At 60.1% G+C, this 24,030-nt stretch carries 19 protein-coding genes; 14 read left to right on the top strand and 5 right to left on the bottom strand.

The window, feature by feature from the left end; all coding sequences use genetic code 11:
• Positions 1-601: 601 nt before the first annotated feature.
• The 11 genes from LI72_RS12670 to LI72_RS12625 all read left to right on the top strand — a co-directional run bounded on the left by LI72_RS12670 (position 602) and on the right by LI72_RS12625 (position 10,896).
• Positions 602-1,219: a type IV toxin-antitoxin system AbiEi family antitoxin domain-containing protein gene (locus LI72_RS12670; protein ID WP_033926133.1), complete on the top strand. Its 618-nt coding sequence runs from the start codon at positions 602-604 to the stop codon at positions 1,217-1,219.
• On the top strand, positions 1,212-2,069 hold the full coding sequence (locus LI72_RS12665) for a nucleotidyl transferase AbiEii/AbiGii toxin family protein (RefSeq protein WP_033926132.1): 858 nt from the start codon (positions 1,212-1,214) through the stop codon (positions 2,067-2,069). The genes LI72_RS12670 and LI72_RS12665 overlap by 8 nt, the downstream gene beginning before the upstream one ends.
• Positions 2,070-2,422: 353 nt before the next feature.
• Positions 2,423-3,466 (top strand): hypothetical protein, encoded by a 1,044-nt coding sequence (locus LI72_RS12660; protein ID WP_197051895.1) that lies wholly within the window; start codon positions 2,423-2,425, stop codon positions 3,464-3,466.
• A 122-nt stretch (positions 3,467-3,588) separates the two neighbouring features.
• A complete protein-coding gene (locus LI72_RS12655; protein ID WP_052129779.1) occupies positions 3,589-3,840 on the top strand; it encodes a helix-turn-helix transcriptional regulator in 252 nt (83 codons plus the stop codon).
• Positions 3,837-4,112 (top strand): hypothetical protein, encoded by a 276-nt coding sequence (locus LI72_RS12650; protein ID WP_033926130.1) that lies wholly within the window; start codon positions 3,837-3,839, stop codon positions 4,110-4,112. The genes LI72_RS12655 and LI72_RS12650 overlap by 4 nt, the downstream gene beginning before the upstream one ends.
• On the top strand, positions 4,109-4,609 hold the full coding sequence (locus LI72_RS12645) for a hypothetical protein (RefSeq protein WP_033926129.1): 501 nt from the start codon (positions 4,109-4,111) through the stop codon (positions 4,607-4,609). Before LI72_RS12650 ends, LI72_RS12645 begins: the two co-directional genes overlap by 4 nt.
• Positions 4,606-4,824: a hypothetical protein gene (locus tag LI72_RS20495; RefSeq protein ID WP_231562463.1), complete on the top strand. Its 219-nt coding sequence runs from the start codon at positions 4,606-4,608 to the stop codon at positions 4,822-4,824. Before LI72_RS12645 ends, LI72_RS20495 begins: the two co-directional genes overlap by 4 nt.
• Positions 4,821-5,201: a hypothetical protein gene (locus LI72_RS12640; RefSeq protein ID WP_033926128.1), complete on the top strand. Its 381-nt coding sequence runs from the start codon at positions 4,821-4,823 to the stop codon at positions 5,199-5,201. The genes LI72_RS20495 and LI72_RS12640 overlap by 4 nt, the downstream gene beginning before the upstream one ends.
• Positions 5,198-7,030, top strand: a complete 1,833-nt coding sequence (locus tag LI72_RS12635) for a type IV secretion system DNA-binding domain-containing protein (protein ID WP_052129778.1) — start codon at positions 5,198-5,200, stop codon at positions 7,028-7,030. Before LI72_RS12640 ends, LI72_RS12635 begins: the two co-directional genes overlap by 4 nt.
• A complete protein-coding gene (gene mobF / locus LI72_RS12630; protein WP_033926127.1) occupies positions 7,030-9,777 on the top strand; it encodes a MobF family relaxase in 2,748 nt (915 codons plus the stop codon). The genes LI72_RS12635 and mobF overlap by 1 nt, the downstream gene beginning before the upstream one ends.
• Positions 9,778-9,999: 222 nt before the next feature.
• Entirely contained in the window at positions 10,000-10,896 is an 897-nt protein-coding gene (locus LI72_RS12625; protein ID WP_033926126.1) for an ArdC family protein, read from the top strand.
• Positions 10,897-10,962: 66 nt separating this feature from the next.
• Here the strand turns inward: LI72_RS12625 and LI72_RS12620 are convergent, their stop codons facing one another.
• The 4 genes from LI72_RS12620 to LI72_RS19650 form a co-directional block, all read right to left on the bottom strand.
• On the bottom strand, positions 10,963-16,422 hold the full coding sequence (locus tag LI72_RS12620) for an ATP-binding protein (protein WP_033926125.1): 5,460 nt from the start codon (positions 16,420-16,422) through the stop codon (positions 10,963-10,965).
• Positions 16,419-17,930 carry a hypothetical protein gene (locus tag LI72_RS12615; RefSeq protein WP_033926124.1) on the bottom strand — a complete coding sequence of 504 codons (1,512 nt, stop codon included), beginning with the start codon at positions 17,928-17,930 and terminating at the stop codon, positions 16,419-16,421. The genes LI72_RS12620 and LI72_RS12615 overlap by 4 nt, the downstream gene beginning before the upstream one ends.
• Complete coding sequence (locus tag LI72_RS12610) at positions 17,927-19,699, bottom strand: hypothetical protein (protein WP_197051894.1); 1,773 nt, start codon at positions 19,697-19,699, stop codon at positions 17,927-17,929. Before LI72_RS12610 ends, LI72_RS12615 begins: the two co-directional genes overlap by 4 nt.
• A 348-nt stretch (positions 19,700-20,047) precedes the next feature.
• Positions 20,048-21,271: a DNA cytosine methyltransferase gene (locus LI72_RS19650; protein ID WP_231562462.1), complete on the bottom strand. Its 1,224-nt coding sequence runs from the start codon at positions 21,269-21,271 to the stop codon at positions 20,048-20,050.
• Between the two features lie 70 nt (positions 21,272-21,341).
• Between LI72_RS19650 and LI72_RS12600 the strand changes: the two genes are divergently transcribed.
• A protein-coding gene (locus LI72_RS12600; protein ID WP_156139588.1) for an IS3 family transposase occupies positions 21,342-22,513 on the top strand; the annotation gives its coding sequence in 2 pieces (ribosomal slippage) (positions 21,342-21,594 and positions 21,594-22,513; 1,173 coding nt in all).
• Between the two features lie 29 nt (positions 22,514-22,542).
• Here LI72_RS12600 and LI72_RS20725 read toward each other — a convergent pair.
• Entirely contained in the window at positions 22,543-22,671 is a 129-nt protein-coding gene (locus tag LI72_RS20725; RefSeq protein ID WP_443018118.1) for a DNA cytosine methyltransferase, read from the bottom strand.
• A 764-nt stretch (positions 22,672-23,435) separates the two neighbouring features.
• Between LI72_RS20725 and LI72_RS20050 the strand changes: the two genes are divergently transcribed.
• Entirely contained in the window at positions 23,436-23,624 is a 189-nt protein-coding gene (locus LI72_RS20050) for a hypothetical protein (RefSeq protein WP_156139587.1), read from the top strand.
• A complete protein-coding gene (locus LI72_RS12595) occupies positions 23,621-24,004 on the top strand; it encodes a DUF3768 domain-containing protein (protein WP_033926120.1) in 384 nt (127 codons plus the stop codon). Before LI72_RS20050 ends, LI72_RS12595 begins: the two co-directional genes overlap by 4 nt.
• Positions 24,005-24,030 lie beyond the last annotated feature (26 nt).

Genomic DNA, 24,030 nt, shown 5'->3' with positions numbered 1-24,030 from the left:
GATTGCTTAAAAGATTGGGGTCTATAAGTGATGTTTCAGGCACTTTCACTATGTAGCACAGCGTATCATCCCAATGCAAGTTTTTTGGTTCGATTTATTAGCGTCATTTGGTTTCAATACGTAACAAATTGGTGTCCCCGGAACTCGATTACGGTCATCTCATGGCGCTTTCGGTTATGCGGCACCGGCCATGCCCTCCGGTCGGGGATCTGATGTCGGGAGGGTGGACGGCAGAGTGGTGTCGACTTGCCTGGCCAGCTTCCGCCATTCCGCCTCAACGCAATATCCGATAAATCCCACGAGATGCTCTTGAAGAGGCGCGCGCGCGAGCATCGTGCCGTTTGCGGAACTTCTCGCAGAGCGCATTCTCAATCCGATCAGGTGGGTACACCCGAGGGCATCGCCGGACCCGATGTTGGTTTGAGAGCGTGGAGAAATACTAAGCTCGGCTACGCGTTTTGGAGGGAAACTAAACCGGCAGCAGCAAAAACCATCGTTCAGTAGCGTGCACTTCCTTTCCTGGAGCCCATTGCGTCAGGCGACATGCCTATGATATGTTTCCTCGGACAATATTTCACCTTGTCCGATGTAAAGTATCCGAATGACCGAGCTGCAGACCCAAAGAGACAGAGCCGTAGCGCTGCTGACGCAGCGAACCATGATGCGCGCCCACGAACTCAAAGCGGAAGGCGTGACCGCCGCGACAATAGCCAGAGCGGTGCGCAATGGTGAGATAACAAGGGCAGGTCGAGGCCTTTATCAGCTCCCGGATGGCGGCGACAGCGCGCACATGGCCCTTGCCGAAGTCAGCAAGCGTATCCCGGATGGGGTTATCTGTCTGGTGTCGGCGCTGGCCTACCACGACCTTACGGATCAGATGCCACGCCAGGCCTGGGTTGCCATCGGCGCGAAGGATTGGGCCCCGAAGGTCGATTATCCGAAGGTGCGCATCGTCCGCCTCCGCGAGCCCTATCTCGGGTATGGTGTCGAGCACCACACCATCGCCGGGGTCGGGGTGGCGATCTACTCTGTCACCAAGTCGCTGGCAGACGCATTTCGGAACGCACGGCTTGTTGACCGCTCCGTAGCCATTGAAAGCCTGCGCAACGCGATCGATCAGCGCAAGGCAACGCCTGCCGAGATTGCGCAGGCAGCGAAGGACTGCGGAGCATGGAAGATCATGCGCCCCTATCTCGAGGCTCTGGTGCAGAATGGCTAAGGACATCACCAATCTGGCCGCATCAGTGCGCCAGCGGCTGCGCAATCTCTCGCTCGAAAAGCAGCGAGACTTTGGCCTTGTGCTGGTCAACTATGGACTGGAACGGCTGATCTACCGCCTCGTGCAATCGCGGCACCGCGATCAGTTCGTGCTGAAGGGCGGCATGCTCGTGACAGTGTGGACCGGCGACGATCATCGCACCACGCGCGATGCAGACTTCCTCGGCTTTGGCGAACTGGACGAAGAACGCCTGCGCGAAATCTTCGCCGACATCATGGCCATCGATGGCAAGGATGGATTGATATTCGACATTGAGCAGCTGACGGCTGCGGCAATCCGGGAAGACAACATCTACGGCGGCGTCCGGCTCAAGACTGTCGCCATGCTCGATGGTGCACGCATCCCGATCACCATTGATGTGGGCCTCGGCGATGCCCTGACCCGGCCCGAGCACGTCATCGACTATCCCTCACTGCTCGGGACACCGATCCCGAATATCCGCGCCTATCCGCCCGAAACGGTCATCGCCGAAAAGTTTCAGGCGATTGTTGCGCTGGGCGTCGTGAACGGGCGAATGAAGGATTACTATGACCTCTGGACCATCCCGGCAGCGCTCGACCTCGACGAAGCTTCCTTGACGCAGGCCATCGCCGCGACCTTCGCGCGCCGCGCAACGGCAGTGCCGGTAGATGCTCCAGCGGGCCTAACAGACGCCTTTGCCAAAGATCCGCTCAAAGTCAGGCAGTGGCAGGCCTATACCGACTCCATCGGTATCGACAGCGTATCGCTGAGCGAAGTGACTGAGCAGATCTGGTCTTCCTTGCGACCCTGCTGCGAGCGCCTGACCTGAAGGTCGAAGCTTGCCACCCGCCCTGTTGTTTCAGTGGAATTGAGTTTTCAACGGCCCGTTGAAATCCGGCTATTGTTGCCCCTCCAAGCTGCTGCTGTTCCTCACGATCGAAAAGCACGCTCAAGGCGTCTGAGATCGTCAGTGGTCGCCCATCCATGATACTTGCCCGCCACATACATCGCAGTAATATTGGGACTTGATGACTTTCAGGATGTCACTCCAGGTGTGGACGTAGCCATGCACCAGCTTGTCAGACTGCCGAACCCACTCAGTGCTGTTATTCAGAATGAGCGCACACGGCAGCGATGACAATCGGGGCTGACGAAAACCTTCCCACGCTTTGGCAGCACTTCATGATCCGTCATGGCGAACTGCCAGACCGCCATCCTGTCGAACTGTTTGGCGAAGCTGTCGTCAATCGCATCTTCGCGGGAGCCGAGGACTGGCACTGGCGCAGGCTGGCCCGGCCAGCTCTCGTTGGACTAGCCTGCTGCATGGCGGCTTTGGGGTGGTTCTCATCGCGAACACCGGATGGGATGTTGCTGACCAACTTTTCCGGCGCAATTGCCTTGCTTGCGGTCATGGGGGCAATTCACCTTGCGCGCGATCACCGTGAGCTATCGGCTCTGACGCTGCAGTTCTGCGCGAAAACCGAACAAGAGCACCGGTGGCTGGACCGGCTTGATGACTACCTTCGCGACCTGCGCAACGGTACGTTTCTGACGCTGGCCTTGGATGCCCAAACAGGGGTGCGACATTCCATTCCTCCCTCGGTCTTTGCAGGAAACAATGGACGCATCCTCTTGCTCGACAGCCGTTTCGACGAGACCAGGCGGGCCTATCGCAAGCCGCCCAAGGGCAGCATTATCGTGAGCGTACCCGGCACGGAAGCAACGAACAGCTCGATACCGCTCGCCGGATCGCCATCGCTGCCATTGGAAACGTCGCCGCCAGAAACCGATTCGGCGGCACCAGAAACCGAAACAGCCGCACCAGCAATTGTGCCGGACATATCCGGCATGGCAGCCGGATTGACATTGCCCGCTGCGAAACCGAGCAGTCCTGCCCGCGAGGCGCACCACTTGTATAGCTTGGCGGACGACAAGTTCGAGAAATTGCTCGAAGCCTACTTGGCGAGCAAAAATAGGGATGAGACCTGGAACGAAGAGTTTCGCGTAATCCAGCGGGTGACCCATGAGCTGGTGAAGAAAAACCCATTCATGGACGTGGGCGACATCATGCAGAAGCTGCCGAAGCTCATGTTCGAGAAGTATGGGCAGAAACTGACCTTCAAGGACGAGTCAGTCAGCAAGATGATCGGATATTCCAACACCCACCGATACAGTGAATTCAGGAATTTCGTGCGCGGCCGGATTGATCCGACCCAACGCAAATAGCCTGCTGTCAATCCGACCTCGGCGAGTGGCCGCAGATTACTCGGTAATTACCGGGTAACAACGTGCAATGCCCTGCGCTTTCAACATCCTTCCTGCTTCCACACGAAGCCAAAGGATGCACGATGGAACAACAACCCTTCCCGGGCCTGCTGACCACGCAGGATCTGATTCCGCTGCTGCGGCTCAGCCGCACCTCCATTTACCGCATGACTAGACAAGGCCGGTTTCCGTCGCCGTGCGGGCTCGGAAATGGCCAGATCCGCTGGCGCGAGGCCGATGTCCGCGCCTGGATGACCGGGCTGCCGTCGCAGACCTATCTGGGTGATGACCGCACCGAGGGTACCGATCCGGGCGGACGGGGCAGGCCGTCATGAGCGGCGAGCCTCTGCACCGCCCCCGCGCCATCGCCGAGCTTGCGCCCAGCCTTGAACGTATCGCGGGCCACGCGGTCGCTATCGAATTGCTGAACTGGCCGGTCGGCGGTCCGCAAGGGACCTGCTGCGGCGGTTATCTCTCGGTCGGTACCACCCGCCTGTGGCTCAATGCCGAGCATGCCAGCAACCTCGCGGACCGGGTCCGCTCAGCTATCGACGAGGCCGTGATCAGCGCCTCGCCTCATCCCCATACCATTCGGAGATTGTCATGACCTACCGCCGCGACCTGTTTTGCGAGATCGTCGCCTCCGCTGATTTTCAGGCCGCAATGGTCGGTCCGATGATCGATGATTTCGTCCAGAAGATGAAGCGGCCTGGGGCCGATGGCGCGACCTATCGCGGCTTCATCGAGGACTGGCTTTACCTACAGCGCCCGCTGTTCGACCGGTTCAAGGGGGTGCGCTACAACGTTCAGTTCGAAGGCCCGCCGCTGATCATCGACCAGCGCGAATACCCCCTGGGCGGGTATATCGAGCGCCAGCTTGAATGGGCCAAACTCGACCCCATCGACGCTCGCGAATTGCGTCAGCGCCTGCGCGGGGCCGTTGACGGCATCGTGGACGATTGGATCGGCGGACGACCCATGCAGTACCTGCCCTCGATTGCCCAGAAGCCCTTCAAGGATCGTGCTGCGGTGGACGCGGCGGATCACGCAGTGATCCGCGACTTCGTCGCCTCCCGGAAGTCCAAGCCGGGAGGCGATCAATGAGCAAAGCAGGCTTCAAGCTGGAACCGGAGAAAGGCTGCGATGCTACGCATCGAGCCAAGTATTTTCGACCACACCTTTCTGACTCGTCGATGGCGGCCAACCGCCGTTTTCGTGGGGGGCGATGCGCGCGCTCTTTCGGCAGCGTGCTGGAAACCCGCGCATTTGCGCCATTTCGGGAGCGCGCGCATGGCGCGCTCCGGGTGGTGCGGCCATGAACCGGGTCAAGCTCTCGGTACGGGTGCCGATGGGGCAGGAAGTGATGATCCGGCGGTATGCCGAGGCGCGCGGATTGACCCGCTATCAGGCCCTGTCGCGGGTGATCGAGGCCGGGCTTAGCGCTGTCATCGATGCCCCAATGGCGGCCGGCAGCAACGCTGGCGATGACGTCATGGCGGCATTCGATGCGCGGCTTGGCGTGATCGAGGCGCTGCTAGATCGCAGCCTGTTCACGGCCAGCGCGGCCTATGCCTATGCCCGCCGCGCGGCCTTGCGTGGCGACGGCGATGCCGACCGCACCGACAGCGTAACCGGCGAAGCGGCGCAGGCGGCCTATCGCCGCCAGCGGGCACTGGCAGCGGAGGCGCTGTCATGAGCCGCGACCGCGACAACCTCCTGCGGGGGCAGGGTAAGTTCAAGCAGGGCATCGCAGGCCTTGCGGCCCGGTGGCGCGCCTATGCCTGGACCATTGCCGGTAGCGCAGGATTTGGGGCATTCCTGCTCGCCAGCCATGATCCGGCGCCGGGCCAATTCGCTTGCGCCTACCAGCACGCACAGGGTGTGGCGGTCAGCTGGTTCGCGAGCGGGCGCAGCGATCCTGAGATCATGGTGCAGTTCATGAACAGAACCGCGCACGTTCCTGCCAGCGTGCTTGCCAATGACCGAATATGGCTGTGGTGCTGGGATGACCTTTTCGGAAAGGCCATTCTTGGCGGCACCCTTGGCGCGTTGATCGGCATGCTGCTGTGCTTCGGCGTTGCCATCTGGATACGCAGCGAGGGCAAGGAAGCCGCGCGCGACCGGATCATTGCCGGTACGCGGATCGTTTCGGAGCGCGCGCTTGCCAAGCTGACCCGCAAGGCGACCAATGCGCGTTCGATCCGCATTGCTTCGGTCGGCATTCCGTCATGGCTGGAGTGCCGTCATTTCGCCCTGCTCGGCACCACCGGGGCGGGCAAGACCACCGTCATGCGCCAGATGCTCGACCAGGTCGAAGCGCGCGGCGAACCTGCCTTGGTCTATGACACCTCAGGCGAGTTCATCACCCACTACTACTGCCCCGAGCGTGGGGACATCATCCTCAATCCCTTTGACGAACGCTCGTCGTTCTGGTCGCCATTCTCCGAGATTGCCCATCCGGCAGACGCCGATCGCATCGCCCGCCAGCTGGTCTCCGAGACAGGCGAGCGCGATGACGATGTGTGGCTGGAGACCAGTCGCATTCTTGTCGCCAATATCCTGCGGGTATTGAGCGCAGAGGGGCGAACCACGCTGCCCGACCTGCTCGACGCTCTTCAGGTCAAGGGCAAGGAGGAGATGAAGGTCTGGCTGGCAGGCACCTCATCGGCGCGTACCTTTGCCGACGACGCAGACCGGGCTACGGGGAGCGTGCTGTTCATGCTCGCCAAGGCCGCGACGCTGCTGCAGTTCCTGTGGCGCGAGCCGGGGGATCGCGGCAGCTTTGCGTTTAGGGAATTCATTGCCGGGCTGGACGCGCATCAGGGGCCCAAACCCTGGCTCTTCGTGCCGCGCAAGGAAGACTATTTCGAGGCGATGAAGCCGCTGCTGGCCTGCTGGCTGGAATGTGCCGCCAGTGCGATGCTGGGGCTCACGCCATCCTCGCAGCGGCGCATGTGGTTCTTCCTTGATGAGCTGGCCGATCTTCCCCGCGTCGATAATCTCACCCGGCTCTTGCCCGAGGGTCGCAAGTTCGGGGCCAGCGTGGTGCTGACCTTTCAGGCTATCGGCCAGATGCACCGCCGCTATGGCCGCGACAGCGCCGAGGCACTGCTCGGTTGCTGCAATTCCAAGCTCTACCTTCAGCTGATCGACCGTGACACGCGGCAATGGGCCTCGCAGAATATCGGCGATGTCGAGGTGGAAGTGCGCAGCGCGTCGGACAGCTTCGAGACCGGGCCGCATAGCGGGCGCACGTCTGTCGGCAGCACCCGCGTCGTGCGGCCCGCTGTGATCGAGAGCGATCTCCGTCTCGAACCGCATCACGGCTTTCTGCAGTTGCCGGATGCCTTGCCAGTGGGGCGAATTCGCCTGACGCGGGAGCACATCGATGCGCGGGGGCCTGCCCGCCATCCGGCCTTTGTCCCAGCTCATATCAGCCGGATGCTGTGGAACCGCATGCCGAAGAAGGCTGACAGCGGCAGGGCCAAGGATGATCCCGCCACGACCCTGAAGGGGCCGGTCTGATGGTTGCCACCATTGGCGCGGTCGGCAGTTCGGCGGCCGCTTCCAGCTATTATGAGGCTGACGACTACTACGCCGATGGTGGCATCTCGCCCAGCGAATGGCAGGGCGAGGGCGCCAAGGCGCTGGGTCTATCCGGCGAAGTCAATCGGGAGACCTTCCGCGCCATCCTTGATGGCGCGCTGCCCCATGGCCAGCAGCTTGGCACCATGCGCGAGGGCAAGCTTCAACATCGGCCAGGTTGGGACGTAACCATGAGCGCGCCCAAGTCGGTCTCGATCATGGCCGAGGTGGCGGGGGATCGGAGGTTGGTCGCTGCGCATGCCAATGCCGTCAAGGCAGCGCTCGCCTATGTCGAGCGCCATGCCGCCGCCACCCTCATACGCACTCCGGGCGCGGTTGAGCGGCACACCACCGACAATCTTGTCATTGCAAGTTTCCGACATGACACGAGCCGGGCACAGGACCCGCAGCTCCACACCCACAATGTCATCATGAACATGACGCAGGACGCCAATGGGAACTGGCGCAGCCTGGAGCCGCGCGCGCTCTACCAGCTGCAGAAAGCCATCGGCGCGGTTTACCGCCAAGAGCTGGCGGTGGGCGTGCGCGCGCTTGGCTACGGTATCGAGCAGGGCAAGGACTCCCTGTTCGAGATCAAGGGCGTCCCCGCCGCCGTGATCCGCGCCTTCAGCGAACGTGCCGCCCAGGTCGAAGCCCGGCTCGCCGAGCGCGGCCAGACCCGAGCGACCGCATCCGCTGAGGAAAAGCAGATCGCCGCGCTCGATACCCGCGAGGCGAAGCAGAGTCCGGAGCGGGGCGAATTGGTGAACACCTGGCGCGCTGAGGCCGATGCGGCAGGGTTCGGAAAGAGCGCGCGGGAGGGTCTGGTCGCAGCCAGCAAGGAAGCGGCGGCCAGCAGTGAGCATGGCAGCGCGCTGGCCGCGCGGGGCCAGATCGCTGCGCATCAGGCGGTTGCGCTTGCCGCCGCCAATCTTAGCGAGCGCCAGTCGGTGTTCGCTGCTGCCGAGTTGGAGAAGGAGGCCGGGCGCTATGGCTTGGGCCGCGTGACCGCTGCGCAGATCAGCGCGGCTGTCACCCGCGCGCAGGGCGACGGCGCGCTGGTGCCGCGCACCTTCCTCGACAAGCGCGGCGCAGAATTTGCAGGGTTCACCACCGCCGAGAACATTGCTCATGAGCGACAGTTGCTGCGTCTGGAGGCTGATGGGCGCGGGGCAGGGGCTCCGATCCTGTCGGCGAAGCAGGCAGCCAGCGCCGTCGCGCGCGCCGAGCTTCGATCCGATCACCCCTGGAATGAAGGCCAGCGAGCGGCCACCCGCGCGCTGCTGACCAGCCCACACCGCGTCACTGGCGTTCAGGGCTATGCCGGGACCGCCAAGACCACGACCGTTCTGGCGACCTTTGCCCGCGAGGCGCAGGCGCGCGGGGTGGCCGTGACCGCGCTTGCGCCAACCGCGTCCGCTGCGCAGACCTTGGGCGATGCCCTCGGCCAGCACGGCGAGACCGTGGCCCGTCAGTTGGCGCGCAACAGCGCTTCGCTGTCGGGCGGGGTCTGGATTGTCGATGAAGCATCGCTGCTTTCGGCCCGTGATATGGCTGCGCTGATCGGCCTCGCTGCTGACAGCAAGGCACGCGTCGTTCTGGTGGGCGATGTGAAACAGCTCGGCTCCGTCGGCGCAGGCGCAGCCTTTGCCCAGCTGCAATCCGCCGGCATGGCGACGGCGCGGCTCGATAATGTTGTGCGCCAGACCAATACCGCCACCCGCGAGGCGGTGTTGGCATCGATCGAAGGCGATGCGCGCAAGGCACTGGACGCTCTGGAGCGCGGCGGCGGGAAGATCATTGCCCATGGCAGTCAGGGCGAGCGCTTTGCTGCCATGGCCAAGGCCTATGCTGCACTGGACGCCAGCGAGCGGGCGCGCACCCTTGTGATTGAGCCTTCCCGCGATGGCCGCGATACGCTAACCGCTGATATCCGCCGCGAGCTTGCCGCCAGCGGGGTCCTGTCCGGCCCTGCCGTCACCATGGAAAGCCTGGTCGCCAAGAACCTGTCACGCATCGAGGCCCGCGATCCGGCGAACTATGCGCCGGGCGATACTGTCCGGTTCCTGCGTGACTATGCCGACAAGGGCGTGACGCGCGGGGCCGCCTACCGGGTCGAGCGCGTCGATCCGGACAAGGCCGCAATATCGCTCAAGTCGACCGACGGTTCAGCCATTGACTGGCGGCTGCGCCAGTGGGGTGCGGGCAAGGTGGAGGTCTTTGAGCTGAAGGCGATGGAGCTGCAGACGGGCGACCGCGTGCAGTTCACCCGCAACGACCGCGAGGCCGGGCGCATCAACGGGTTGCGTGGCACCGTAACCGGCATCGATCCCGAGCGTCAGCAGGCGACCATCGCGCTGGCTAAGGGCCGTGAGCAGCGTCTCGATTTGACCAACCCGCGCGACGCCCATTTGCGCCATGCCTATGTCCAGACCGCCCACGCCGCGCAGGGCCAGACCGCCGAGCGGGTCCTGATCCACGCCGACAGCCGCTCCGCCAATCTGGTCGATCAGAAGATGCTCTACGTCGCGCTTTCGCGCGCAAAGTCCGAGGCCATTGTCACGACCGACGACAAGGCGCGGCTGATCCGCGCCATCCACGAGCGCGCGGGCGAAAAGCAGACCGCCATGGAAGTGAGTGCGCCGGAGGCCGCGAAGACGAAATCTCTGGGGGCTGGTCTCGGCTGATCGCGCGCTGCGTGAACGCAGGGCCATGGCATTCTTCGCCCTGCCATTGGAATGAACTGCTCCCTGTAGAACAGGCCGTGCCAGGCGGGATCAACAGCCTGCCCGCTCCATTCGGGCTTTGCCCTCCCGTGTTGGCTGTTTCGCGCCTTGCGCTGACCCGCCCGGCCATCCGGCCCGTTCCTTCATCCGCGTTCCCAACGACAGGACGAAGGATTTACCACCATGGCCACCACTGCAACCGCCAGCATCTACGATACCATCACCAACCAGATCATCGCCGCACTGGAGCGCGGCACGGGCGACTACACCCTTCCCTGGCACCGCAGCAGCGCCCCGCTGACCCGGCCCATCAATGCGGTCACCCGCAAGGCCTATCGCGGGGTCAATGTCCTCGCCCTCTGGGCCAGCGCCGAGGCGCAGGAGTTCGGGCACGGTCTCTGGGCGACCTATCGCCAGTGGCATTCGCTGGGCGCTCAGGTCCGCAAGGGTGAGAAGGCCTCACCGATCGTGTTCTACAAGGTGCTGGACAAGCCCGAAGGCATCGAAGAGGAAGCGCGCGAGGGCGCGGGCCGGATCTTCGCGCAAGGCTCGCATGTGTTCAACATCGCGCAGGTCGAGGGCTATGCCTTGCCCGAAGTGCCGGAGGCCGAGGCGTTCGATCCCATCGCTGATGTCGACGCCTTCATCAGCGCAACGGGTGCTGCCATCCGCATTCAGGGCGACAGCGCACACTACACCCCTTCCACCGACACGATCACCATGCCCGACCGCGAGCGGTTCTTTGCCACGGACACCGCCAGCCCGGCGCAGAACTGGTATGCCATCCTGCTCCACGAGCTCGTGCACTGGACCGGGGCCGACCACCGTCTCGCCCGCACCTTCGGCAAGCGCTTCGGTGACGAGGCCTATGCCATGGAAGAGCTGGTCGCCGAGCTCGGCTCAGCCTTCCTGTGCGGCGACCTCGGGCTGTCGGTTACGCCGCGTCCGGACCATGGCTGCTACCTCGCCAGCTGGCTGAAGGCGCTCAAGGGCGACAACCGGGCGATCTTCACCACCGCCAGCGCGGCGGCGAAGGCAGCGGAGTGGTTGGGGGATGTTTCACAGCCCTTAAAGACCTAACGAAGAAAGAAATTTCCCCAACCAAACTGTGCAGATGACGCCCGTATCGGACTTGCGCGGACACGTTTAATTTGAACTGCGCTTCCCTTGTGCCATCAGTTCAAAAAATGGCAGTCCTCGAACGACCTCCCCTGGAACATCAAACGACTTGTATAAGCACTGGTGCACCTGAAGTGATTTTACACGTTCGGCCAACTCAGCTGCGCTTCCCGTCAGGCCAAGGGCGGAGAGTTCTGCCGGGGTAACGTTGGGCACTTTGTGTAAGAACCAGCTCAAGAGCGGCTCGCGATAATCGGTCGCATTCACTTTGAAGTGACGCAGGTATTGTGAGGCAAGGATGACGCCGACCCCGAACTCGCGACCCTGCAGCAGCAGTTTTCTCAGCACGTCGAATTCATATCGCATGATGTTGTCTGCTTCATCGACCAATAGGTAGGAATCAACTGCGCGAAGCTGCGGATCCGAGCCGATGAATGGCTGCTTGGGGGTGCGGAGCATATTTTCATAGAACATGTTCAACATCACGGCGACGAGCATGTTTTTGCTGCGGTCGTCCTGACCGAGAGCATCCAAGGAGATTACGACCACTCCGTCAAGAAACTCGTCGAACGGCTGGGTATCGCTCGTCTTCGCAGCAAATACCTCCATGTCTACCAGATCGTCGATGATCGCCATTGGCGAATCCGATTTGCCATCGAGCAGCTCGGCGTAGGCCGAATGCACATCATACAATGTTGGCTGCTCGCCCGGGAGGCAGGATTCGTAGGCAGCGCGCACAGCCTTCTTGAGCTTGTCTCGCTGCACGGGACCGATCCCGCTGTATATCTTGTCCAAAACGTCGGCAAAGAAGCGGAACCTATCAAGCCACGGAGCTGCAGCGTCGCCCAGCGTACTGGTATCAAAGAGATTTAGTGGAAGGCGATAGGGTTTGACAACGCGCGCGCCAGTCGCCTCGACAAAATCCGGGCTGCTGTAATCTCGCTTGTAATCGAAGATCAGGAACCTAGGTCGAATGCCCCGGTTGGCAGCCGCAGCATCGGAAATCTGAAGAATTAACGACTTAAGCAGCTGCGTCTTGCCAGTTCCCAAATCACCAACGACTCCCATGTTCAGTTGGTTCAGCCGTGTGTCGGAGATGTTCAGTACGATTTCACTCGGCTTGAAGCTGTCTACGGTGGAGCCAATAGAAAGAGCGATCCCTGACGAAGCGTCTGCCTCAACATGGCGCTCCGGATCGGCGGGACCAGCCGCATCACCGGAGGGCGGTGCAGGTCGTTCGGCACCGTCGTCTAGGAAAACCGCATCTCCAGAAACGTTCTCAGCTGAATCGGTTGCCGGGGGTACCGCTTCACTGATGGGTTGGGCCGCTCCATCCGGGAAAAAGCCCCACGAGCCAACTTTAGCTCGAACGCTATCGTAAAATGTAAGAGGGTCGCCAGCCACGACACCACCAGCATCGGCGCTGCCTATCGTAATGGTTTCGTCGAAGCCGTCCTCATCGCGGTCCCGAACCCCACTGCGCGGATTGTCGTCGACGATAATGAGGCGACCGCGTTGGTCAATCGAGACACAGGGATCGGGACCAAGGATGGCTGATGCAAGGCGTTCGTGCAGTAAGGACCATTGCCCCTCACGTCCCTTTACGTCGGGATGTTGGCTATAAACTCTCATTCCGAAGCCAATAATTGACAGCAACAGATGCTGGAAACCGAGCGACCAGGCGACTGGCTGCTTGTCGTGGGGTAGCATGCTTGTCAGGAGTCTTGAGAAGGTTCTGGCCTGCTCTAGCGCATCGTCAACTTCAGAGGCCGGGAAAATTGATCCCGGTCGACACTTCACTTCAACGGGTGTCAAATGGATCCGGACGCCGCTCTGCCCCACCTTCGCGCCTACAACCAACAGGTCAGGGCGCGACAGGGAGGTGTCCTTTCGATCCTTTCCAAGTGATTTTGCGAGATCGGAAAAATAGCCTCGAAAAGGATCCACAGGCACGATGATGCAAACAGAAAGTTCGTCACCGCTTCCCTCGATCACGGGGACCAGACTTTCCCCAATGTTCGAGAGCCGAAACCGATCCTGCAACATCCGGACTGCTACAAAGAGCCCAAGATCACCTGTAGCTCCGGCATTGTCGCCCGCTAGGCCCCGGATCGTGGGAATCCCTCGACGAGCGATTTCAAGCAGCACATCCTGAACTTGGTTGGGGTCGATCGCGGCACAGCCCGGCAACTGCGCTAGTGCTTTCGAAAGCGCCTCTCGATCCGCCTGCTTGACGCGAGACAGAAGGTAGTAGCCATTCGTATCACCCGCCCGGTGTGAATAGGACGGCATGTCGTAATCCCAGAGGTATGCTTCCTCCAGCCAACCACCAAGGAAGCACGCGGGATCAATCGCAGACGATGATGCCGCGACAAAATCGGTCCGGCGAGTCTCGAGCATGTCGCGAACAGCATTCACATTTGGGGCAAAGCGCAGCCCGGTGCGGCGCTCGCCAAGGCTTTCCAACGTACCGATACAATTCGCTACCTTGTCGGCCAGAACATCTCCCGATGCAGCTGAAGGCAGTGCTTGCCTGGTCTCGCTTAGGAAAGCCCCCGGACGCTGGCGGCGGATTCGATGCCGGAGCAGTCCGCCTCGCCCCAAAGGCGAGCGGCCCTCCACCTGCGCAGCTCTCGGTTCAGACATGTCGAGTTGGGCTATGATGCCTAGATCTGGCTGCGCGCTGGCTGGCTGACCGACAAACCAGCGCACGCCGTTGCGCGTGTCTTCTGCCAAATTGGCGATAGTAGCGTCGTCTGGCTTGGCTTCGCCGTCGCGGTGGTCATAAATTTCAATGAACCGAGGACCTGCAGCCTGACGCAGCGTACGGGTGTCTTCATCGCGATACTTGCTAGAACACCATTCAATGAGGCCTTCATTGCAGGCATCCGTTGTCCCGCCTGCACTGGCTACAACAACGCCCACGACGGGCTTAGCGGCCAAGAGTCCCGAGACGTCCTCAAGGGCCCTGCCGACTTGGGCCGCGCTGAAACCGACAGAAATACCACCGACCGAGATGCCGAACCCGTCACCAAACGGCGCAAGCCTGGAACGACTGGGAAGTCGACCAAGCCGGTCGCCGTTCCACAAGACTGACCAATAGTCCGTGCCATTCTCAACCGCTAGGAAGTCGACCTTCTCGATTCCGCCCGGCGAACGCAACGAAAGGGTTATGAGATCTGGCACACAATCTGGGTCGAGGACGCTAACTGCGGGACAGGGATTGCCGCCCGCCTCAGCTTCGACAAGAACCTCTTGCGCAACCGAGTGCCAGGCAATCCGGGCAGGATGTAGCGGTGAAAGTAGTATGGCGTCAGGAACACGCGATATGGTTCTGCGATCGTCCTCAAGTGACGTCACAACCGCTACGTCAACCCAGCACGCAACATCTGGCTCGGCAGCGAGCCATGCCTGATAGGAATCCAGATATTGCTCGACGAGGCCGCGAAAATCTTGGTCGGTCGCTAGCCATTTCCCGAGCTCAGCGGACTCGACGAGGCCGCTTTGATCGCCGCTACCCCGGACGCGGGCTGCCAATTTCTGACGCGCCTCAACAAACCCTGTTGGCGGGATAAACTCAGAAGCAAGCGGACGGGGATCCTGCAGAAACCGTCCTCGAGAAAAGATAGGACCGTTGTCCTGACTCCAATTCGGCTGCACCCACGCATCGACATAATCGTCAGCCAGCACGATCGGAAGATAGGATTGGCCAACGGACTCCTCCGATAGCATCCAATCCTGAAGGCTAGAGGATCGGGCACTACGGTTGAGCTGCACGACAGGCTTGGCTTCCGAGGGCTCAATCACACGGCGATTTGCCCGAATGAGGCGCTCGAACTCGCTTCGGCAGCCCTGCTCCACCACGTCTTCAACAGTGACAAGGACTCGGCAGGTCCCGTGTGTTTCAGAACCGTCCGGGGCAGTTCGCCTGAAACTGATATCGGCTTGATAGTTTGTCTCGGCTTCGATCTCTAGCTGATGGAAGCCATCCCGTACGGGTCGGACCGGGAGCATTTGGCGAGCATCTGCGCGGTCTTGCCCGTCTTCCAAGGTGCCTATGGCCGTTTCGTCCAGTTCGACTCCTGGAGAAGTGAAGATCAGCAGCTCGTATCGGCCACTCCCCGGGACGTTCAAAGTCGTAACGAGGTCTGGTCCACCTCTAACGCGACCAGTCGGCTTCTTGGGCGGCGTTAGTTTCTTAGCTAGTCGGCAGGTGACAAAGATTCCAGCGTGCCAGCTAGCTAGCGAAATGACCTTGATCGCTCCCGGCTTGAAGCCATCCGCCGTAGCGCAATAGCGAATCGGTGCTTTGTGGGTGGGTGGAGTACCATCTAGGAAAATGGTCTCTTCTTCGCCGACAGTTACTTCGCCGAGTCTATTGTTCTTGCCACGATCGATGCAGACCACTGTGCCTGTGGCGTCTGGTCCTACTGTTTCGAATGAAAGAGCGACTTTGCTTTCGACAAGCACCGGCATTCCCTTCCCAGGAGGGATGAGGGCGTTTGTGCAACTCATACGAATGTCGCCTTGGGCGACCGTATCCTCGGTAAGGAGCTCGGACCACTTCTCGGTGGTCAGTCCGCGCCACCAATCAGGTGGAGGCGGCATCGTCGATCCATTTTCGGGCGCATAAAAGGCACTGGTCGCTCTTTCGAACGCGGTCGGAAGATCACATGCTTCCTTAAGATGCGCCAGAAACGCTTCGAGGTGGCGAATGTCTTCCTCGTCGGCATTGTCTTGGGCACGACGGATGCCGGGGCCAAAGCCATCGGACATTGCGTCAGCAATTTTCTCCAGAATGGCCATCTGCTCGCGCGATGAAATCGAGCCATCGCGCGTAGGTGGCACCCCGCAAGCCAGACTAATCAAGCTGCCAAAACCAAGGCCGTGCAGCCCTAGTTCGATCGAGAACAAGCGTGCGAGCAGTCGCCAGCAGGCCGAACGCTCATGCTTTCGCTGGTCCATCTGATCCGCGGCTGCCGCCGCCTTGCCTATCAGGGAGCGAGCCTCGTCTTGCTGTTGGAGAGAAATACCTGCTTGGCGGATGGCAAGGCTAACCAAATGTTGGACGAACTCATCTGCCCACCAATCCTCGAAGGGTACGTTGCCGCCATTGTTCACGGCGGAGACTCCAAATTCGTCGGTGGTAGACGTAACGGAGCGCATGCTGTGCTGGCCCGGAGGGACTAGCGCCAAGAATGTCGGCTGTGCAGGTGAATTTCGAAGGGTGAGCAGGTGTGTATCGTCGCAAAGGCCGGAGACACCAATCGCCGGATTTTCCTGGCCAGCTGGCAAGCTCGGCAGCTGCAACAAAACCGGCACGCTAAGATGATCAGTGGAGGCCGTAGTCAGTTCGAGAAAAACCTGATCCAAGATTTCTCGCTGAGGACCATGGAAGATCAATCGGATTTCGCCGCGTGCCTCGCCAGGTGCCTGCGCGAGTTTTTCTCGAACGATTTCGGCAATGGTTGTCGCCAACCGGCTCATGCCGCTTCCTCCTGAGCGTTAGGAAAGGGTGGCACGAGTAGCATTCCGCTTTCAGCGTCGGGGCTATCCAGCACTAGTCCCAACATCCTCAGCTGGTGACCGAGATCGTTTGTTGGGATGTCCTGATAGTCCACAATTACCCCATAGCCACCAAGATGCTGGGTAAGCCGCCGGACCGACCTCGGTCCCGTAGTTCCTGCAAGCGCGCAATGAACAAATGCGAGAACGCTGACCGGGCCGAGGCCCACCACCCAGGGACTTGAATTGTGTGTGCCACGCTTACGGAGCACAAAGCCTTGATCGTAGCCACGCAGCACAGGGTTCGCAGCCTGGCGCTGCCCTAAGACATGACGTGCAAATTCCATGATGTTTGACCCGATGCCCTTCTTGCAAAGCAAGGCTCGGGTTTCTCGTTCGTCCACTTCACTCATGGTGTGGCTAATTTTCAGGGAAACGAGCGCGTCAGAATTCTCTCTCAATTGATCGCAAACTTTGGCGATGGCTGTAGACGATGAGATCGAATTGGGTTCAACGCCAATTGCCTCTAGCGCCCACAAGGCTGCATTAATGCCAAGGCGTGCTTGGAGGAAAGCCGAAGCGCGGTCCTTGATCCCAGGCAATGCTCGATCTCCATAGGATAGGAAGTCGAATGACCTTGGGAAGATTGTTGCCCTGACTTCGTCTTCGTCCGCAGGCCCGGCCCCTTTCATTGCTGCGCGGATGCATTCCCACGATTTGGCGTGGACATCGCAGAGCCATGCGACGTGTGCCACGGAAGCAAGCCTGATTATGGCTTCCAGCAGGCTCGTCCACTGTCGCCGCGTCATTGATCCCTTGGCAGCGATAACGGCATCTAGATCGCGAACGAAGCGCTTTGCCGGATAATTCAGCCCTCTCGCGTCCAATGGATCGAGCAGTGGTGGTTCTTCGGGATCGACAGGTGCCCATTTGATAGTGGGAGACCACGCTTCGATTTCAGATTGGAGAAAACGAGCAAAAACATCATCGTTTTCGGTGACGGTCAAGGCATCGAACAGCCTTTGCCACATTGCGACCGCCGACTGGCTATCTGGCGATCCCAACCAAACCATGCGTCGGATCAATGATCCTGCTGGCCAGGAATTGCTGCTTAGCCGGGCCGAACCCGAGAAGGTTGCGGCTTGTGGTACCAAGGGTGTCACTTGCAAGAAGCGCTTTGATGACTGGTTCGGGAGTTTGGGACTCTCCAGCACTGCATGCAGCATCATATGGAATGTGTCGGCATCCAAGGCAGCAGCGTCGGGCTTCCTTGAGCGGTCGCGACTTTTCTGCACCGTTCTGTCCAGCTCGCGTCCACTTTGCGGCACCGTTCGCTCGGACGCTCCTTCAAGTCCAATGTGCCGGTATAGCGACGAAAGAATGACCTCCGAGCTCGCATATTCAGGAGCAGGGGACATCGCGAGAGCCGAGATTTGATACGCGCAGTGCGAATTTCGCCAAGGATCGTCTCGGAATTTTTCGAGTGTCATCGGCCTGTGCCTTCCTTGCGAGAAGCAAATCCCGCACGTCGCTGAACAACTTCCTGCCCGCTTGTGCCGATCCGGATCCTTGCCTGATCGAGGACGAGCCGGTCTCTAACTATTGGACCTGACAAACGTGCTCGTGTCGTATCGAGCAGCGCGAGCACAGACCGAGGCAGGGATGCCACGGACATTCCCTTTTCGAGCTCTTTCACAGCCTTGAAGAGGTCATAGGTTAGCGCAATTGGCTGGCTCGATTTGCTGTCCCCCACTCGCAGGAAGCAAATCGGCGAAGCAGGTCGGCCGTCCTTATCCCCCTCTAGCGGCTGCACGGGGCGAGATGGCACGACAAGTGTCGCACGACGGATCGAAGGAGGCAGTGGTTGGCCGAATGTCGTGGTGAGCGAAATCTCGAAATCTTGGTTGTGATTGAGCAACTGCCGGACTTCCTGGGCGACGTCGTATAGATCGTCCCCCGCAGCATCCTCAATGACCCGCTGGAAGTCTGCAAGGATCGCTGCGTCAAGCACTGCAGCCGTCTTGGTGCCGAGCGCACGCCTAGTCAGGCGGCCCGCAAAGTCTCGTATAAAGCGTTGGACATTTGAAGCGGATGTAGGACGTCTCCTGCGTATCGCGCCAATAGACAGGTCTGCGTCAAGTTTGGCCAATCTCTCAATCAATTCGACTTCTATCTTCGATAGAATTCGATATTTTCGAATATAGTCAAGGCCCTCAGTAACCGACCGGCTGAAACGAACGTCGAGCTCGCGTAGTGCGAAGCTGTTGTTGGTGGTGGCTTGAACTTCGATATTTGGGTCTGTAAGGGCTGGGTCCAGGAGTTCCGCGATACCTTCAAGCGAACTGCTTATCATGGCCGGTAAGTAAGAAGTTCTCCGCGATGAAAGAAACCACTGCAATCCCATTGCAGTGTTGTCGTCATCTAACCCAAGCTCCTTGATCTCGCGCAGCAGTGAAGGGCCCGCATCTCGATCCCACTTGTGGAAAAGCGCATGCTGATAATGTGAAGCAACCAATTCAAATATGGCTGTTGAATGGTCCTTTGAAGGTTTGCCGCCGCGCTGGGCAATCGCGTCCTTTTGGACCAGCATTGCGGCCCATTCGCATGGATCTAGGGACGCCTCTCTTGAGGAAACTCTGTGTCCCGCCAAAAGGTAGGACATTAGTGAGAAAAGATCGCGGAAGCTCCAGCGTTTGCCACTTGCTACCTCAAACCACCGCAAAATTTGCAGGAACGATGTCTGCTCGCGGTCCCGTGAAAGGCGTTCCCGACTCCCGCAGAAGGGACATGCGGGGCCGGCTGCGCATGAGCCCGCCTTCGGCCATTGCTGCTCATCAAGCGCCGTTTGCAATAGCGCTCTGGCAGGCACCTCTCCGCCGGCTGCCGGAGCGCGCAGTAGCGACTCCGAATCCATTGGCCAGACGGCAACTTCGGGATGACCTGCCAACGGCCAGCATGACGGCGCGTCGGGAGCTAAGCTGACCGCTCGCGTGACAGCCTCAAGCAAACGCCGGGCGCTGGTTCGATCAGTGTCGATGGCCTCGATCAAGGCGTCGTCAAGTATTCCGCGGTTCACACAGCACAGGTATGCCTCTTTCGATCCCTTACTCTGAATTGCATCTAGCTCGTCCAGCAATAGCTGTGATGCCAGTTTTCCGCTTGAGCCAACTACTGCTGACGCATCCTGAACAAGGGACAATGTCAGCGGTCTTGAAGACAGCCCTTCAGCATGGGCATCGACACGAACCAGTCTCGGCACAGCTGCGCCGTCGCTCGGCAAAAATGACTTTCGCAACGCATCGTTTAGCGCGCCTTGAGCGCTAAGGGCCTTATCGATCCAGCCGACGGTTGACTCAATCGCTTCAGTCTTTCCGTTTCCGGGGCCTCCTACCAGCAGAAGTATGCGCGGAACGTCGTCCCCTCCTGCAGCGATAGATTCAGCCCAAGACCTAAGGCGGTGTAGGAGGTTCGTCTGAAACACCGCCCCACCTGGGCGCCCGCTTGTACTATCAAAGAGACGGCGGACGCCGCCAGAACGGTTGCCCGCCCAATTCAACAGCTGCGCTGGGTATGGCGCTGCGATGGTTTCCTCCGTCACGACGTCCTCCTAACGCTTTCTCGCTGATGCCTGTTTTCTTATGTCCTCATCGAAAAAAGATCGCGCTACGGCGACCTCATCCAAAAGTTGGCGAATAGCCATGCCGATCGCACGCGCCAGAAAGGGGGGCACAGCATTTCCAACCTGTGTGTATCGGGGACATTCTTTTGTTCGGCGCTCTCCTCCAGTCGTAAACTTCCCTTTAAACTTAAACCAATCGGGAAATGACTGGAGGCGAGCGGTTTCGCGCACCGTCAGAATTCGCGGCTCGGAGTAGTGCAAGATGTCGTCAGGCAAGGTCGTTACCGTTGGAGCAGGCTCATCACTAGCCATGGGGTAGATCCGATGCTTTTTGAGCCCATAAGTCTTCCGGCTCTCGTCATCCATCCGAACACCCTTGCGGCACTCTACCAATATGCGCGCAAATCGATCGCGCACATCGTCGCGATGTCGAGCGAGTCGCATGCTATCCATCCGCCCGACATGACCTGCATGCATCAACTTTTGATAAGCCGTTCTGGGGCGGCGATAACTTACTTCTTGAAAGGGCCTCGACAGGTCGGGGTCGGTGCTTGCGATTAGCTCATGGCCAGCAATTTCGAGATCAGAGATAGCGGACTTAGCGCTCACTGAATCGGAAAGTCCGAGTTCTGCCAGCTGGGCAACACGAGCTTGTTCAAGAAGTTCGAAAACACGTGATATACCGCCCTCAACCCATGGGGAGAGGTCTTTCCGAATACCAATAGCAATCAATCGCGATCGCCGCTGAGGTACGCCGAACCTCGAACAATCGACCAGCATCGCGTCAATCTGATAGCCATGCATATCTAAACTTGCGACAAGTTTATCGTAGTAGGAAAGAGGTCTAGAACTATTTTTCTTGGATTCTTCTAGTTCACCGGAACTTTTTTTGGAATGTGCCACACGCATTCCTGGAACGTTTTCTAGAATTAGCGCTTGGGGCTGCAGCACGCTTACTACTTCGACGTACCTTTCGAAAAGGGAATTTCTGGGGTCGGCCTCAACACGTCGCCCTGCAAAGCTAAAGCCTTGGCAGGGTGGGCCGCCAGCCAAAACATCGACCTGACCTTGCAAACTCAATAGGTCTTCCTTGTGCTGATCTAGCAGAATTTCGATGTCCCAGGCTTTCGCCGCAAGCCAGTTCGGCCATTTGAAGCCGATGGAAGATGGCGGGTTGTCCAAAAAATTCATTCGGAACGTTTCAAATGCCATGGCATCATGACGTGACCCCCTGATTTTCCTCCACGAACGATTAGAGTCTGGCCTGAAGGAAGGACAGACGATGAAGCGTGCAAGGTTTTCAGAAGAGCAGATCATTGGGGTGCTGAAGGAGGCAGAAGCGGGCGCGAAGACCGCTGATCTGGCCCGGCGGCACGGTGTGTCAGAAGCGACGATCTATAACTGGAAGGCCAAGTATGGAGGCCTGGAGGTATCCGAGGCCCGGCGCCTGCGAGAGCTCGAGAGCGAGAACGCCAGGCTCAAGCGGCTTCTGGCCGATGCGATGCTGGACCAGGCTGCGTTGAAGGATCTTCTGGCAAAAAAGTTTTGACGCCCGCCGCGAAGCGGGAAGCTGTCGCTCATCTCCAAGCGTGCCACGGGATGAGCGAACGGCGGGCGTGCCGTGTCATCGATGCCGATCGCAAGAGCGTGCGCTATCGTTCCACCCGGGACGATGACACTGCTCTGCGCGAGAAGCTGCGCGGGCTGGCCAACCAGCGTCGCCGGTTCGGCTATCGCCGTTTGCATATCCTGCTGCGCCGGGAGGGCGTGATGATCAACCGGAAGAAGACCCAGCGGCTCTACAAGGAGGAAGGTCTGGCGGTGAGGCGGCGACGCAGCCGCAAGCGTGCTGTCGGCACCCGGGCACCTGCTCCGGTGCTGGCACTGGCGAACCAGCGCTGGAGCCTGGACTTCGTTCATGACCAGATGGCTTCTGGCAGGCGGTTCCGGGTGCTCAATGTGGTCGATGACGTCACCAAGGAGTGCCTGGCGGCGGTGCCGGACACCTCGATCTCGGGGCATCGTGTCGTGCGCGAGCTGACCCAGCTGATCGCACAGCGGGGCAAGCCGGGGATGATCGTCAGCGATAATGGCACCGAGCTCACCAGCAATGCCGTGCTCGCATGGTGCGGCCAGAGCGGCGTGGAGTGGCATTACATCGCCCCGGGCAAGCCGATGCAGAACGGCTACGTCGAGAGCTTTAACGGTCGCATGCGCGACGAGCTGCTTAATGAGACCCTGTTCATGAGCCTTGCCCATGCCCGGGTCGAGATCGCTGCCTGGGTCGAGGATTACAACCGGGAGAGACCGCACTCATCCCTCGGTTACGCGACCCCGGCGGCGTTCGCCGCCGAATTGAATAAGCAATGGCCTGCTTCGCTACGCCCTACGGGCTCCGCTACGCAGCCCATTGCTTCAACCGCGCTGATGCGCAAAACAACCGCCCGGCTCTAATCTCAGCTGGAGGAAAGCTTGGGGTCACGTCAATCACGCTCAATTGCGAAGCGACCTGTTAAGCCAGCATAAGAAAGACCGAGCGACAAACCGCCGCATCCTGCAAACAAATCAACAAAATTATATGCTCTCACGGGCGCCTTGCTTCCTGACTGCATTACAAAACTCTTTACTGCGGTCCTGCTGTCGCTTCGCGATTTGCGCAGGGTACTCCGCAGAGACGACACTGCATCAGGCAATAAGAGGGTCCATGCAAGGTCGAGTCGATTTGCTCATATTTTTTACGCGGTATGTCGTTGGTTGGGTGTCGGGAAAGGTGCGAAATTCATGGGCCCTTAGATTGTCCGGATTTGGTCTTGGCACCTCCTCATGTGCACCATTGGTGTCCGCACGTCAAAGCCGCTTGACGGTCGATAACTTCAAGCAGTTCAGAGCGCTACCCTGCCGGGCAACCTGCTCTATCCGCTCGCGCGTACCGGGCCTGTAGTCCCGGCCCATCCGGGTGACGATCAGGAGCGGTTGGATGCGGAGCGGGAATTTCTGGATGACGCGCTCTGTCCCGCATGGCCTTTGGCCATGCTCCTGAGGGCGCGGTTTCTTTGAACTAACCCGCAGGCGCTCTTGCCTCTCTCATTGCAGGACGCCCGCTGGCCCACTTGGCCCGCGCGCAGGGCGTCCGGCGGCTTCGCGCCGTGCAAGGGCGCCGTGTTTGTGCGGATCGCTGCTGCGATCCTTGTCGGGAAACGCCAAGGGCTTTGCCCTCTCGTTCCCAAACCCCAATCGACACCCCCGTGTGGCGGGCTTCCCCCGCTGGCCCGCGCCAGGGCATCGATTGGGGTTTTCCCTCCCCCTCCCATCCTCGCCGGAAGGCAGAGCCGCATGCCGCGTGACGGATGCGGCTTTGCCGGATGGGGAATGGACCATGGGTGACCTGATCTTGAATTACCGGGCTTGCGGGGCCGAGTGCCGGGAAGACTGGCTGCGCATGCTGGCGCATGACAATGGCTTGCCGCTGGTGGCGGTGCAGCAGCTGGCGGACGAGCTCGGCGAGCGCGAGGATTTTGGCGAGCTGGTGCGGCTGTGCGAGTGCGGCGGGAGCCTTCCGTCATGAGCGGCGCGGTGCTGACCCGGGCCGAGCGGATTGCACGGCTCAATGATCTGGCGCGCCGTGCCATGGGCATTGCCTGCGTCGTGGTAGCGACCGAGGGCATTCGGGCCTTGGCCGAGTCCGACCAGTCGCGGCTGCGTGAGCTGATCGAGGCCTTTGACGTCTTCACGCCCGACAATGATCCCTATGGCGAGCGCGACTTCGGGGCGATCTATCAGGGGGTGGACGGTTTCTGGTCCACTTCGCGCCCTGTTGATGTTGCCGGGACTGTGTTCTGGAAGATCGATGCCTATGACCGCGAATTGCGGTTCGGCAGCGAAGACCCCGCCGATTCCGCCATGACCCGACGGGTTCTAACCATCATGTTGGCGAGCGAGTATTGATGGAAAGCTATAATCCGCAGGGAAGC

The organism is Sphingomonas sp. 35-24ZXX, from assembly GCF_000786215.1.
In the GTDB taxonomy this organism is placed as follows: domain Bacteria; phylum Pseudomonadota; class Alphaproteobacteria; order Sphingomonadales; family Sphingomonadaceae; genus Blastomonas.
Note: the sequence above shows the minus strand (reverse complement) of the source record. Positions and strands in the feature narration are given on the sequence as shown.